This window comes from Geodermatophilus amargosae (assembly GCF_041028265.1).
Lineage (GTDB): Bacteria > Actinomycetota > Actinomycetes > Mycobacteriales > Geodermatophilaceae > Geodermatophilus > Geodermatophilus amargosae_A.
In genome coordinates, this window is sequence record NZ_JABGCW010000011.1 from 31036 (window position 1) to 44217 (window position 13182).

9 protein-coding genes are annotated in these 13182 nt (G+C 74.8%); 6 read left to right on the forward strand and 3 right to left on the reverse strand.

Features of this window, described 5'->3' with window-relative positions; translation table 11 throughout:
* Nucleotides 1-14: 14 nt before the first annotated feature.
* Complete coding sequence (locus tag HLV61_RS14615; RefSeq protein ID WP_369256642.1) at nucleotides 15-878, reverse strand: PAC2 family protein; 864 nt, start codon at nucleotides 876-878, stop codon at nucleotides 15-17.
* 140 nt (nucleotides 879-1018) lie between these two features.
* Here HLV61_RS14615 and metH point away from each other — a divergent pair, with 140 nt between their 5' ends.
* Nucleotides 1019-4819, forward strand: a complete 3801-nt coding sequence (gene metH / locus HLV61_RS14620; RefSeq protein WP_369256644.1) for a methionine synthase — start codon at nucleotides 1019-1021, stop codon at nucleotides 4817-4819.
* Nucleotides 4820-4871: 52 nt separating this feature from the next.
* On the opposite strand, the gene HLV61_RS14625 is transcribed toward metH, so the two are convergent.
* Nucleotides 4872-6344: a helix-turn-helix domain-containing protein gene (locus HLV61_RS14625; RefSeq protein ID WP_369256646.1), complete on the reverse strand. Its 1473-nt coding sequence runs from the start codon at nucleotides 6342-6344 to the stop codon at nucleotides 4872-4874.
* Between the two features lie 167 nt (nucleotides 6345-6511).
* On the opposite strand from HLV61_RS14625, the gene HLV61_RS14630 reads away from it, so the two are divergent.
* The 3 genes from HLV61_RS14630 to HLV61_RS14640 are packed head-to-tail and all read left to right on the forward strand — an operon-like array spanning nucleotide 6512 to nucleotide 9332.
* Nucleotides 6512-7555 (forward strand): amidohydrolase family protein, encoded by a 1044-nt coding sequence (locus tag HLV61_RS14630; RefSeq protein WP_369256648.1) that lies wholly within the window; start codon nucleotides 6512-6514, stop codon nucleotides 7553-7555.
* The gene (locus HLV61_RS14635; protein ID WP_369256650.1) at nucleotides 7555-8310 is read left to right on the forward strand and encodes a metal-sulfur cluster assembly factor; all 756 of its coding nucleotides are present in this window, start codon (nucleotides 7555-7557) and stop codon (nucleotides 8308-8310) included. Before HLV61_RS14630 ends, HLV61_RS14635 begins: the two co-directional genes overlap by 1 nt.
* Nucleotides 8307-9332 carry an NAD(P)-dependent alcohol dehydrogenase gene (locus HLV61_RS14640; protein ID WP_369256652.1) on the forward strand — a complete coding sequence of 342 codons (1026 nt, stop codon included), beginning with the start codon at nucleotides 8307-8309 and terminating at the stop codon, nucleotides 9330-9332. Before HLV61_RS14635 ends, HLV61_RS14640 begins: the two co-directional genes overlap by 4 nt.
* Before the next feature lie 37 nt (nucleotides 9333-9369).
* Here HLV61_RS14640 and HLV61_RS14645 read toward each other — a convergent pair whose 3' ends face one another.
* The gene (locus tag HLV61_RS14645; RefSeq protein WP_369256654.1) at nucleotides 9370-9738 is read right to left on the reverse strand and encodes a nuclear transport factor 2 family protein; all 369 of its coding nucleotides are present in this window, start codon (nucleotides 9736-9738) and stop codon (nucleotides 9370-9372) included.
* A gap of 70 nt (nucleotides 9739-9808) precedes the next feature.
* On the opposite strand from HLV61_RS14645, the gene HLV61_RS14650 reads away from it, so the two are divergent.
* Nucleotides 9809-12133, forward strand: a complete 2325-nt coding sequence (locus HLV61_RS14650) for a transketolase-like TK C-terminal-containing protein (RefSeq protein WP_369256656.1) — start codon at nucleotides 9809-9811, stop codon at nucleotides 12131-12133.
* A gap of 2 nt (nucleotides 12134-12135) precedes the next feature.
* The gene (locus HLV61_RS14655) at nucleotides 12136-13140 is read left to right on the forward strand and encodes a zinc-dependent alcohol dehydrogenase (RefSeq protein WP_369256658.1); all 1005 of its coding nucleotides are present in this window, start codon (nucleotides 12136-12138) and stop codon (nucleotides 13138-13140) included.
* Nucleotides 13141-13182: the final 42 nt, after the last annotated feature.

Consider the following 13182-nt stretch of genomic DNA (forward strand, 5'->3'; position numbering starts at 1 on the left):
GGGCAGGGGTCGGGCTAGTTGGGGGAGGAACCGCGGCGTCGGAGGTAGCGCTCGAACTCGCGGGCGATCTGGTCGCCGTTGGCCTGCGAGAGGTCGGTCTCGGTGGCGCGCTCCTCGAGCGAGCGCACGTACTCGACGACCTCGGCGTCCTCCTGGGCCATCTCGTCGACGGTCTTGACCCACTCCTCGGCCTGCTGCGGGAGCCCGCCGAGCGGCACGGTCACCTCCAGCACCTCCTCGACGCGCTGCAGCAGCGCGACGGTGGCCCGCGGCGACGGGGGCTGGGAGACGTAGTGCGGCACCGCCGCCCAGAAGCTCACCGCCGGGAGGCCGGCCTGCACGCAGGCGTCCTGGAAGATGCCGAGGATGCCGGTCGCGCCCTCGTAGCGGGAGGTCTCCAACCCCCAGGCGCGCGCGGAGTCCTCGTCGTAGGCCGAGCCGCTCACCGGGGTGGGCCGGGTGTGCGGGGTGTCGGCGAGCAGGGCGCCGAGCGCGACGACGGTCTGCACCTGGAGCTCCTCGCACAGCTCGATGAGCTCCTGGCAGAACCCGCGCCAGCGCATGTTGGGCTCGATCCCGCGGATCAGGACGACGTCGCGGTCGCTGCCCGGCGGGCGGGCCACGGAGATGCGGGTGGTGGGCCACTCGATGCGCCGGCTCACCCCGCCGACCAGGGAGACGGTGGGCCGGTTGACCTGGAAGTCGTAGTAGTCCTCGGGGTCGAGTGCCGCCAGGGGCTTGGCGTCCCAGATGAGCTCGAGGTGCTCGAGCGCCCCGGTGGCGGCGTCCCCGGCGTCGTTCCAGCCCTCGAAGGCGACCACCGCCACCGGCTGGTCCAGCTGGGGCAGGTCCTCGGGAGCGGACTTCGGGTCGATCACCCCTGCGAGCCTACGTCGGTCACGCCGCCCCACCAGAGGAGCGAGGGATGGGAGGATGGGCGCCGCCGTGGAATGCGGCCGCGCCCACGGCCGCTGCTCGTCCTGTCGCCCTGCCCGGCCCGCCGACCCCGAGGACGCCCGTGACCGACGCCCCGCAGCTCCGCCCCGACGCCACCGCGGAGCTCACCGCCCTGCTCGAGCAGCGCATCCTCGTGCTCGACGGTGCGATGGGGACGGCCATCCAGCGCGACCGCCCGAGCGAGGCCGGCTACCGCGGGGAGCGCTTCGCCGACTGGCCGGTCGACGTCCAGGGCAACAACGACCTCCTGGTGCTCACCCGGCCCGAGCTGGTCGCGGGCATCCACCGCGAGTACCTCGACGCCGGCGCGGACGTCATCGAGACCAACACCTTCAACGCCACGGCGATCTCCCTGGCCGACTACGGCATGTCGGAGCTGGCCCGCGAGATCAACGTGGCGGCGGCCCGGCTGGCCCGCCGCGAGGCCGACGCCGCGACCGCGCGCACGCCCGGCCGGCCCCGGTACGTCGCCGGCGCGATCGGGCCCACGAGCCGGACGGCGTCCATCTCGCCCGACGTCAACGACCCCGGCGCCCGCAACGTCACCTTCGGCGAGCTGGTCGAGGCCTACCTCGAGCAGGCCGGCGGCCTGCTCGACGGCGGCGCGGACCTCCTGCTGATCGAGACGGTCTTCGACACGCTCAACGCCAAGGCGGCGGTCTTCGCGGTGGAGACGCTGTTCGAGCAGCGCGGCCGGCGCTGGCCGGTGATGGTCTCGGGCACCATCACCGACGCCTCGGGCCGGACGCTGTCGGGGCAGACCACCGAGGCGTTCTGGAACTCCGTGCGCCACGTGCGGCCGCTCCTGGTCGGGCTCAACTGCGCGCTCGGCGCCAAGGAGCTGCGGCCCTACGTCGCCGAGCTCGCGCGGCTGGCCGGCACCTTCGTCTCCGCCTATCCCAACGCCGGGCTGCCCAACGCCTTCGGCGAGTACGACGAGGCGCCCGAGGACACCGCCGCGGTCCTGCGCTCCTTCGCCGAGGACGGCTTCGTCAACATGGTCGGCGGCTGCTGCGGCACCACGCCGGCGCACATCGCCGCCGTCGCCGCGGCCGTCGAGGGGCTGCGCCCGCGCACCCCCGTGCGGCCCCGCCGCGCGCTGCGGTTGTCGGGCCTGGAGCCGCTGACCGTCGACGAGGACTCGCTGTTCGTCAACGTCGGCGAGCGGACCAACATCACCGGCTCGGCCCGCTTCCGCCGGCTGATCCGCGACGGCGACTACGCGACGGCGCTGGCCGTGGCCCGCCAGCAGGTCGAGGCCGGGGCGCAGGTGATCGACGTCAACATGGACGAGGGCATGATCGACGGGGTGGCGGCGATGGCCCGCTTCACCCGCCTGATCGCCTCCGAGCCCGACATCTGCCGCGTGCCGGTGATGGTCGACTCCTCCAAGTGGGAGGTCATCGAGGCCGGACTGCAGCAGCTGCAGGGCAAGTCGATCGTCAACTCCATCTCGCTGAAGAACGGCGAGGCGGAGTTCGTCGAGCAGGCGCGGCTGTGCCGGAAGTACGGCGCGGCCGTGGTCGTCATGGCCTTCGACGAGGACGGACAGGCCGACACCCTCGAGCGCCGCACGCAGATCTGCCGCCGCGCCCACGACATCCTGGTCGACCGGGTCGGCTTCCCCGCCGAGGACGTGATCTTCGATCCCAACGTCTTCGCCGTCGCCACCGGCATCGAGGAGCACGCCCGCTACGGCCTGGACTTCATCGAGGCCACCCGCTGGATCAAGGAGAACCTGCCCGGCGCCCTGGTCTCCGGCGGCGTCTCCAACGTCTCGTTCTCCTTCCGGGGCAACAACCCGGTGCGCGAGGCCATCCACGCGGTGTTCCTCTTCCACGCCATCGCCGCCGGCATGGACATGGGCATCGTCAACGCCGGGGCGCTGGAGGTGTACGACGAGGTCCCCCGCGAGCTGCGGGACCGCATCGAGGACGTCGTCCTCGCCCGCCGCCCCGACGCCACCGAGCGGCTGCTGGAGATCGCCGGGGACTACGCCGGCGACGGCGCGGCCAAGGAGGCGGCCACCGAGGAGTGGCGCGCGCTGCCGCTGGGCGAGCGGATCACCCACGCGCTGGTCAAGGGGATCGACGAGTTCGTCGAGGCCGACACCGAGGAGCTGCGCCAGGAGATCTCCGCCCGCGGCGGCCGGCCGATCGAGGTCATCGAGGGCCCGCTGATGGCCGGCATGAACGTCGTCGGCGACCTGTTCGGCGCCGGGAAGATGTTCCTGCCGCAGGTGGTCAAGTCCGCCCGCGTGATGAAGAAGGCCGTCGCCCACCTCATCCCCTACATCGAGGCGGAGAAGCAGCCCGGCGACGCCGAGCGGACCAACGGCACCGTCGTCATGGCCACCGTGAAGGGCGACGTCCACGACATCGGCAAGAACATCGTCGGCGTCGTCCTGCAGTGCAACAACTACGACGTCGTCGACCTCGGCGTCATGGTGCCGGCGCAGAAGGTGCTCGACACCGCCAAGGAGGTCGGCGCCGACGTCATCGGCCTGTCCGGGCTGATCACGCCGTCGCTGGACGAGATGGTCAACCTGGCCGGGGAGATGGAGCGGCAGGGCTTCGAGGTCCCGCTGCTCGTGGGCGGGGCCACGACGTCGCGCGCGCACACCGCCGTCAAGGTGGCGCCGCGGTACCACGGCCCGGTGATCTGGGTGAAGGACGCCTCGCGGTCGGTGCCCGTCGTCGCCGCGCTGCTGTCGGACGAGCAGCGGCCGGGGCTGCTGTCGGCCACCCAGACCGAGTACGAGACGCTGCGGGAGCGGCACGCCGCCCGGGAGGACACCCGCCGGCTGCTGCCGCTGGCCGACGCCCGCGCCGCCGCGCCGCAGCTCGACTGGTCGTCCTACACCCCGCCGCGGCCGCGGATGCTCGCGCAGCAGGCCCGCGACGTGTGCACCGGCCCCTCCTGCGACCACCGGCACGCCGACGCCGCCCAGTACACCCGGGTGCTGCGCGACCACCCCCTCGAGGAGCTGCGCGGCTACATCGACTGGCAGCCGTTCTTCTCCGCGTGGGAGATGCGCGGCCGGTTCCCCGACATCCTGCACAACCCGGCCACCGGCGAGGCGGCGCGGCGGCTCTACGCCGACGCGCAGGAGATGCTCGACCGGATCGTCGCCGAGCGCTGGCTGACCGCCAACGGCGTCGTCGGGCTGTTCCCCGCCGCCCGGGTCGACGGCGAGGACGTGGAGGTCTACACCGACGAGTCGCGCACGCAGGTCCGCGCCGTGCTGCACCAGCTGCGGCAGCAGACCGAGGGCCGCGACGGCGCGCCCCGCAAGTCGCTGGCCGACTTCGTGGCGCCCAAGGAGACCGGGCTGCGCGACCACGTGGGCGCCTTCGCCGTCACCGCGGGACTGGGCTCGGCCGAGCGGGTGACGGCGTTCAAGGCCGCCCACGACGACTACTCGGCGATCCTGCTGGAGTCGCTGGCCGACCGGCTGGCCGAGGCGTTCGCCGAGCGGCTGCACGAGCGGGTGCGCCGGGAGTTCTGGGGCTACGCCGCCGACGAGCGGCTCGACGCCGACGGGCTCATCGCCGAGCGCTACCGCGGCATCCGGCCGGCGCCGGGCTACCCGGCCTGCCCCGAGCACACCGAGAAGCAGACGATCTGGGACCTGCTCGACGTCGAGGCGGCCACCGGGCTGCACCTGACCGAGTCGATGGCCATGTGGCCGGGGGCGGCGGTCAGCGGGCTGTACTTCTCCCACCCGGAGTCGCGCTACTTCAACCTGGGCCGGATCGCCCGCGACCAGGTCGAGGACTACGCGCGGCGCAAGGGCTGGACGCTGCGCGAGGCCGAGCGCTGGCTGGCCCCCAACCTGGGCTACCGCACCGACGACGAGTGAGCCTCCGTGGCGCTGTCGGTTCCGCGGGGCGCCGACGGCGCTGCAGCGGCCGTCAGCGGTCGGGGACGGTGATCTTGTACTGGGCGATCTTGCGGTAGAGGGTGGCGCGGCCGATGCCGAGCTCCTCGGCGACGCGGGTCATGGTGGTGCCCGGCTCGGTCAGGCATCGCACGATCTCGTCGCGCTCGAGCCGCTCCAGCCGTGACAGCGCCCGCGTGCCGCCGTCGAGGACCTCGGGCGCGAGGTGGTGCACGTCGACGACGTCGGCGCGGGCGGCGGCCTCCCGCACCACGCGGCGCAGCTGGGCGACGTTGCCCGGCCAGCCGTAGCCGGCCAGCGCCCGGGCCGCGCGCGGGGTGAACGCGACCTCGCGGTGGCGCTCCTGACGGGCGGTCCAGGCGGCCAGCGGCAGCACGTCGTCGGCCCGCGCGCGCAGCGGCGGCACCTCGACGACCGCGTCGACCAGCCGGGCGAGCGGGTCGGGCAGCGCCGCGTAGGCCGGCGCGGTGAGCACGAACGGCTGCGGCCGGGCGGTGCGGCGGACCGTCGCCAGCACCTGCGCCAGCTCCCCGGCGGCCCAGGCGGGCAGGCGGTGCAGCCCGGAGACGATCACGCAGGTGTCGGCGTCGCGTAGTTCCGGCGTCCACAGCTCCAGCCACGGGGGGACGTCCCCGGCGTCGGGGGCGCGCGCGTGCAGCAGCCGCTGCCGGCCGGGGAGCCGCCGCCGGGCCAGCGCGGCCAGCGTCGCCTTGCCGGCGCCCTCCTCGCCGACGACGACGGTCACCCGGCCCGCGCGGACCGCGACCGCCGCCTGGTCGACCGCCGCCCGCCAGGCGGGGGAGACGCAGGGGTCGCCGTCGTCGGGCGCCAGTGACCCGCCGACCACCCGGAAGACCTCGCCGCGCGGCGCCGGACGCACCACCCGGCCGCCCGTGCGCACCGCCATGAGCGCGCTGGTGGCGCTGGCCGCCGTCTGGGCCAGGCCCAGCAGCAGCTCGGAGGAGGAGTCCGACCAGGTGGTGAGGTTGATGCTGCCGGCCAGCTCGCCGGTGACCGGGTCGAGCACGGGGGCGGCGGCGCAGGTGTAGCCGCGCAGGTCGGTGCACCAGTGCTCGTCGGCGCGCACCAGCGACGGGGCCCGGTCGGCCAGGGACAGGCCCAGGCCGTTGGTGCCGGCGTTGCGCTCGCTGTAGGAGAAGCCGGGCGCCAGGTGCACCCGGTCCAGGGCGCGCCGGATGGAGGGGTCGTCACCGAGGCGGGCGAGCACGAAGCCCGCCGGGTCGGCGACCATCAGGCTCACCGGCTCGTTCGCGATCGTGCCCTGCAGGTCGGTGAGCACGCGGTGCGCGCACTCGTGGAGCAGCGAGCCGGTGTCCGGGGTGCCGGTGAACACGGGCACGACCTCGTCGGCCGGGACGCCGTAGCCGTGGCTGCGCCGCCACGAGGCGCGGACCCGCGGAGCAGCGGCGCGGGCGGCCGGAGCGGCGTCGGGCAGCGGTTCCGGCGGGGGGACCAGCTCCTCCACGGACGCCTCCCCGGGTGTGTCCTGTGTCACGGCAATGTACGCGGCGGAGGCAGCCGGCCGGCGTCTCAGAGTGAGACACCCGGCCGGGTCCCAGCGGGCCCGGGGCGACCTAGCGTCGGCCCGGAGAGGTGACCCGCCTCACACCCGGAGCCGACGGAGGCCGACGGATGTACACCAAGGACGGCGAGCAGTACTACGTCGTGGACGCCCACATCGCCCTGTGGGACGCGCGCCCCGACAACCAGCGCAACGTGCACGGCAAGCAGTTCATCGACTGCTTCTACGACTACCACCGCAACCTCAGCCCCGAGTCCGAGGTGTGGGAGTACGACGAGTACCTCTACCAGGGCGGCGAGAGGCTGATGCGCGACGTCTTCGTCGACGGGATCGTCGACCACGCGGTCTTCCAGCCGGCACGGCTCGCGGAGTTCTACCACCGCGGGTTCGGCCAGACCGAGGAGGCGTTCGCCCTCGCCCAGGCCCACCCCGACAAGCTCACCTACAACCACTACTGGGACCCGCGCGACGGCGAGAACGGCCTCGACGCGCTGCGCGCCGCCGCCGAGCGCATGCACCTCAAGGGCGTGAAGCTCTACACGGCCGACTGGCACGGGGAGTCCCGCGGCTGGAAGCTCACCGACCCGATGGCCTACCGCTACCTCGAGCTGTGTCGCGAGCTGGGCATCCGCAACATCCACGTGCACAAGGGCCCGACGATCCGGCCGCTGGACCGCGACGCCTTCGACGTCGCCGACGTCGACCACGCCGCCACCGACTTCACCGACCTGACGTTCGTGGTGGAGCACTGCGGGTTGCCGCGGCTGGAGGACTTCTGCTGGATCGCCACCCAGGAGCCCAACGTGGTCGCGGGCCTGGCGGTGGCCATCCCGTTCATCCACACCCGGCCGCGCTACTTCGCGCAGATCATGGGCGAGCTCGTCTACTGGCTCGGCGAGGACCGGATCCTGTTCTCCAGCGACTACGCGCTGTGGACGCCGAAGTGGCTGGTGGAGCGCTTCGTGGACTTCCAGATCCCCGAGGACATGACCGAGTACGCGCCCCTGTCCACCGAGGTGAAGAAGAAGGTGCTCGGCCTCAACGCCGCCCGGCTCTACGACCTCGACGTCCCCGAGCACCTGCGGCTGCCCGAGGCCGACGAGACCCAGACCGGCCCGCGCGAGCCGGCCGCGGCCGACCTGGCGACCGTGTGATGACGGCGGTCCTCCCCGACCTCGCGGCCGAGACCACCGAGCAGCGGGTCCGTTCCGCCCTGGGCGCCGTCGTCGACCCCGAGCTCGACGAGCCGATCACCGACCTCGGCTTCGTCCGCTCGGTCGCCGTCGACGGCGCGGCGGTGGAGGTGCACCTGCGCCTGCCCACGTCCTTCTGCGCGCCGAACTTCGCCTGGCTGATGGTGTCCGACGCCCGCGACGCGGTCTCGGCCGTCCCGGGGGTCGAGCGGGTCGTGGTGGAGCTCGACGACCACTCCGACTCCGACCTGATCAACGCCGGCCTGGCCGCGGGCCTCGGCTACCGGGGCACCTTCGGCTCCGAGGCCGAGGACTCCCTCGACGAACTGCGGGCCACCTTCGTCCGCAAGGCGCACACCGCCGCGATGGAGCGCGCGCTCACCGCCCTGCTGCGCGCCGATCCCTCCGCCGACGTCCGGGCGGTCGCCCTCGGCGACCTCCCGGCCGACGTCGCGGCGGCCCTGCGGCGCAAGCGGGCCGCCGTCGGCCTGCCGGTGGACGACGGCGCGCCCGTGCTCGTCCGCGACGACGGCACCCGCCCCGGCCCCGCCGACGCGGACGTGGTGCTGCGCCGCGCGCGGTCGGTGCGGATCTCCGTCGACGGCAACGCGCACTTCTGCCGCGGGCTGCTCACCACCCGCTACCCGGGGTCGGAGGCCGACCAGGTGCCCCGCCCCGACGACCGTCCCGTCCTGCCCCTGGAGGTCCTGTCATGAAGGCCGTCCGCGTGCACAGCTACCACGCCGACCCCGTGATCGACGACGTCCCGGAACCGGAGCTCCGGGGTCCCCTCGACGTCGTCGTCAAGATCGGCGGCGCGGGGGTCTGCCGCACCGACCTGCACATCCTCGAGGGCCAGTGGGCCGACCTGCAGGACCCCGACCTGCCCTACGTGATCGGGCACGAGAACGCCGGGTGGGTGCACGCGGTCGGGGAGGGGGTCACGAACGTCGCCGTCGGCGACACCGTGATCCTGCACCCGCAGCCGAGCTGCGGCCTGTGCATGCCCTGCCGCGCCGGCCGGGACATGCAGTGCGAGAACGCCTTCTTCCCCGGGCTGTCGAACGACGACGGCGGCATGGCCGAGTACCTGCGCACCACCGCCCGCGCCTGCGTGAAGCTCGACCCGTCGACCAACCCCGCCGACGTCGCCGCGCTGGCCGACGCCGGGATCACCGCCTACCACGCGGTGCGCAAGGCCCTGCCGCTGCTGCACCCGGGCACCACGGCGGTCGTGCAGGGCGCCGGCGGCCTCGGCCACATCGGCGTCCAGTGCCTGGCTGCGCTCTCGGGCGCACGGGTGGTCGTCGTCGACCGCAACCCCGACGCCCTGGAGCTCGCCCGCCGGATCGGCGCGGACGAGACCGTCGTCGCCGACGGGAACCAGGTGCAGGCGGTGCAGGACCTGACCGGCGGGGGGGCGGACGTCGTCTTCGACTTCGTCGCCGAGCAGGGCGCGGAGATGGACGGCTGGCGCATGACCGGCCCGGCCGGCTCGCTCTACGTCATCGGCTACGGCGGCGAGCTGCGGATCCCGACGCTGGAGTTCGTCGCCGGGGAGAAGAACATCGTCGGCAACATCGTCGGCACCTACACCGACCTGGCCGAGCTGATGGTCCTCGCGCAGAGCGGGAAGGTCACCCTGCACACCCAGCAGTACCCGCTGGACCGGGCCGTGGACGCCATCCGCGACCTCGACGCCGGGAAGGTCCGGGGGCGCGCCATCCTCGTCCCCTGAGGCGTAGCCGCCCCGGCCCGGGAGCGGGCCGGGGCAGCTACCGCCCGGTGCCCGCCTCCTCGACGTCCATCCGCTGCACCAGGTCGCCGCTGAACCGGTAGACGTGGCGCACGGTCTCCCGCGACAGCACGGTGCCGGACGGGTCGCGGACGGTCATGGCCACCGTCACGGCGACCGAGCCGTCGTCGCGGTCGGCGAAGCCGGTCGGCCGCAGCAGCGGGCGGATCTCCGCCCACTGGCGCTCCCAGTAGCCGCGGACCTCCGCGTGCCCGGAGAGGCGGCCGCCCTCCCAGCCGTTGGGCCAGTCGACGTCCGGGGCCATCGCGGCCAGGACCGCGTCGAGGTCGCGAGCGGTGAAGGCGCGGTAGAGGGCGCGCAGCTGCTCCGCGCGCTCCGGTGCGGTCATGGGGCGGGTCCTCTCGCGACGGCGGCCCGGGCACCCGCCATCCTGGTGGCACCGCCCGACAGGAGGAACCATGACGCTCGCCGCCCCGCGGCCACCCGCCACCGGAGCCGACGACGCCGCGCTGCGCGAGATCGAGCAGCGCGTGCTGTGGCTGGCGACGGCGGTCGTCGACCACGCCAACCGCGTGCGCCCCAACCCCTCCGGGCTCAAGGTGGGCGGGCACCAGGCCTCCAGCGCCTCGATGGTGACGATCATGACGGCGCTGTGGCTCGAGCAGCTGGGCGCCGACGACCGGGTGTCGGTCAAGCCGCACGCCTCGCCGGTGCTGCACGCGCTGGAGTTCCTGCTCGGGCAGCTCGACGCCTCCTGGCTGACCACGCTGCGCCAGTTCGGCGGGCTGCAGTCCTACCCCTCACGGCTGAAGGACCCCGTCCCGGCCGACTACTCGACCGGCTCGGTCGGCATCGGGGCGACCGCCCCCATCTGGGGCGCGCTGGCCCGCCGCTACGTCAACACGCAGTTCGGCGCCGGCGGCTCCGGGCGGCAGTGGTCGCTGGTCGGCGACGCCGAGCTCGACGAGGGCGCGGTGTGGGAGGCCGTGCTCGACCCGATGGTCGCCGAGCTCGGCGAGGTCGTGTGGGTGGTCGACCTCAACCGGCAGTCGCTCGACCGCGTCGTCCCCACCATGGGCGGCACCCGGCTGCAGGGGATGTTCACCGCGGCCGGCTGGCAGGTGCTCACCGTCAAGTACGGCGCGCTGCTGGAGGAGCTGTTCACCCGGCCCGGCGGCGCGGAGCTGCGCGACCGCATCGACGGGATGAGCAACGCCGAGTACCAGCGGCTGCTGCGGCGCACCGCCGACGAGGTCCGCCGGGAGCTGCCGGGGGAGGGGCCCGGTGCCGCGGCCGTCGCCGGGCTGGTCGCCGACGTGCCCGACGCCGACCTCGTCGCCGCGGTGCGCAACCTCGGCGGCCACGACCTCGCCGCGCTGCGCGAGGCCTTCGCCCGGATCGACGACACGCGCCCCACCGTCGTCCTCGCCTACACGCTCAAGGGCTACGGGCTGGCCACCGAGGGGCATCCGCAGAACCACTCCGCGCTGCTCACCGAGGCCCAGCTGGGCGAGCTGGCCGCGCGGGTCGGCGTCGACCCGGGCCGGCCCTGGGACGGCTTCCCCGAGGACAGCCGCCCGGCGCGGCTGCTGGCCGCGGCGGCCGAGCGGCTGCGCCGGCCGGTGCCGGAGGACCGGCCCGCCCCGGCGGTGCCGGGCGACCTCGGCCGCACCCCCTCGGGCACCGCGACGACGCAGGCGGCGCTGGGCCGCACGCTGCTCGACCTCAACCGCGCCGCGCCCGAGGTGGGCCGCCGGGTGGTCACCGTCAGCCCCGACGTGTCGAGCTCGACCAACCTCGGCGGCTGGGTGAACAAGGTCGGCGTCTGGTCGCACGAGGACCGCCGGGACTGGTTCGCCGACGACGCCGAGACGATCCTGCACTGGCGGGAGCGGCCCTCGGGCCAGCACGTGGAGCTGGGCATCGCCGAGACGAACCTGGTCGGCGCCATCGGTGAGCTGGGCGCCACCTGGTCGCGGTGGGGTCAGCCGCTGCTGCCGGTCGGCGTCCTCTACGACCCGTTCGTCGAGCGGGCGCTGGAGCCGTGGTCGTTCACGATCTACGCCGGCGGGCAGTCGCTGCTGGTCGGGACGCCGTCGGGCGTGACGCTGGCGCCCGAGGGCGGGGCGCACCAGTCGATCACCACGCCGTCCATCGGTCTGGAGCAGCCCGGCTGCCTGTCCTACGAGCCGGCGTTCGCCCTCGACACCGAGTGGGTGCTGCTCGCCGCGCTCGGGCAGATGGGCCGCCCGGGCGGGCAGTCGGCCTACGTGCGGCTGTCCACCCGGCCGGTCGACCAGGCGCTGGCCGCCGTCCCCGCCGACCCGGCCGCCCGCGAGCGGCGCCGGCGCCAGGTGGTGGCCGGCGGCTATCCGCTGCGCCGCGTGCCGCGCCCGGCGGTCACCCTCGCCGCGATGGGCGCGCTCGTCCCCGAGGCGCTGGCCGCCGCCGGCCGCCTCGATGACCTCGGCTTCCCTGCCGACGTCGTGGTGGTCACCAACCCCGGCCTGCTGTTCCGCGCCGTCCAGGCCCGGCGCGGTCTCGACGACGCCCCGCCGTGGGTGCTCGACGCCCTGCTGCCCGCCGACCGGGCGACGCCGCTGGTCACCGTCCTCGACGGGCACCCGCACACGCTGGCGTTCCTGGCCGGCGTCCGCGGCGTCCCGGCGGCGCACCTCGGCGTGACCCGCTTCGGGCAGAGCGGCGACCTCGACAGCGTGTACCGCTCCCACGGTCTCGACGTCGACTCGCTGGTCGGCGCGGCGCTCGACCTCGTCGACTAGGCGTGCGCGCGTTCGTCGTCACCGGGCCCGGCGAGGGCGGGGTGCAGGAGGTGCCCGACCCCGTGGCGGCGCCGGGTGAGGTGGTGGTCGACGTCGAGCGGGCCGGCGTCTGCGGCACCGACGTCGAGTTCTGGACCGGCGAGATGGCCTACCTGCACCAGGGGCACGCCGCGTATCCGATGCGGCTCGGGCACGAGTGGGCGGGCACGGTGTCCGCGGTGGGGGAGGGTGTGGACCCCGGCTGGGCCGGCCGCCGCGTCACCGGCGACACGATGCTGGGCGAGGGCACCTGCCGGCGCTGCCGCCGCGGGCAGCAGCACGTCTGCGCGCAGCGGCAGGAGGTCGGCATCCGCGGCGGCCGGCCCGGGGCGCTGGCCGAGCGGCTCGCCGTGCCGGCGTGGTCGCTGCACGCCCTGCCGGGCGCCGTCGACCCGGTCGCGGGCGCGCTGGTCGAGCCCGGCGGCAACGCGCTGCGCGCGGCGCGGGCCACCGGCGCCGGGCCGGGGGACCGGGTGCTCGTGGTCGGCCCCGGCACGATCGGCCTGCTGGCGGCGATGTTCGTGCGCGCCGCCGGCGCCGAGGTGCACCTGCTGGGCGTGACCGCGCCGTCGCTGGAGTTCGCCCGGAGCGTCGGGTTTCCCGCCTCCGGCGGGCCGCCGGACCTCCCGCTGGACGCCGTCGTCGACGCCTCCAGCGACCCGTCGGTCCCGGCGCGGGCGCTGGACCTGGTCGAGCCGGGCGGCCGGGTCGTCTACATCGGGCTGGCCGGGGTCCCGAGCACCGTGGACACCCGGGCGCTGGTGCTCGGCGACGTCACGGCCGTCGGCGTCCTGTCGGCCTCGCCCGGGCTGGCCGACACGGTGGCCGCCTACGCCGCCGGCGACGTCGACCCGCGGCCGCTGGTGGCCGCGACCGTGGGTCTGGCGCAGGTGGGCGCGGTGCTCGGCGGACGGCGGCCCGCAGGCGCGGGACCGGGCCCCAAGATCCTGGTCGACATGACGACCTGACGACCGGGGTGCCGCGCGCAGCCCCGGGGTGCCGGTGTGGGA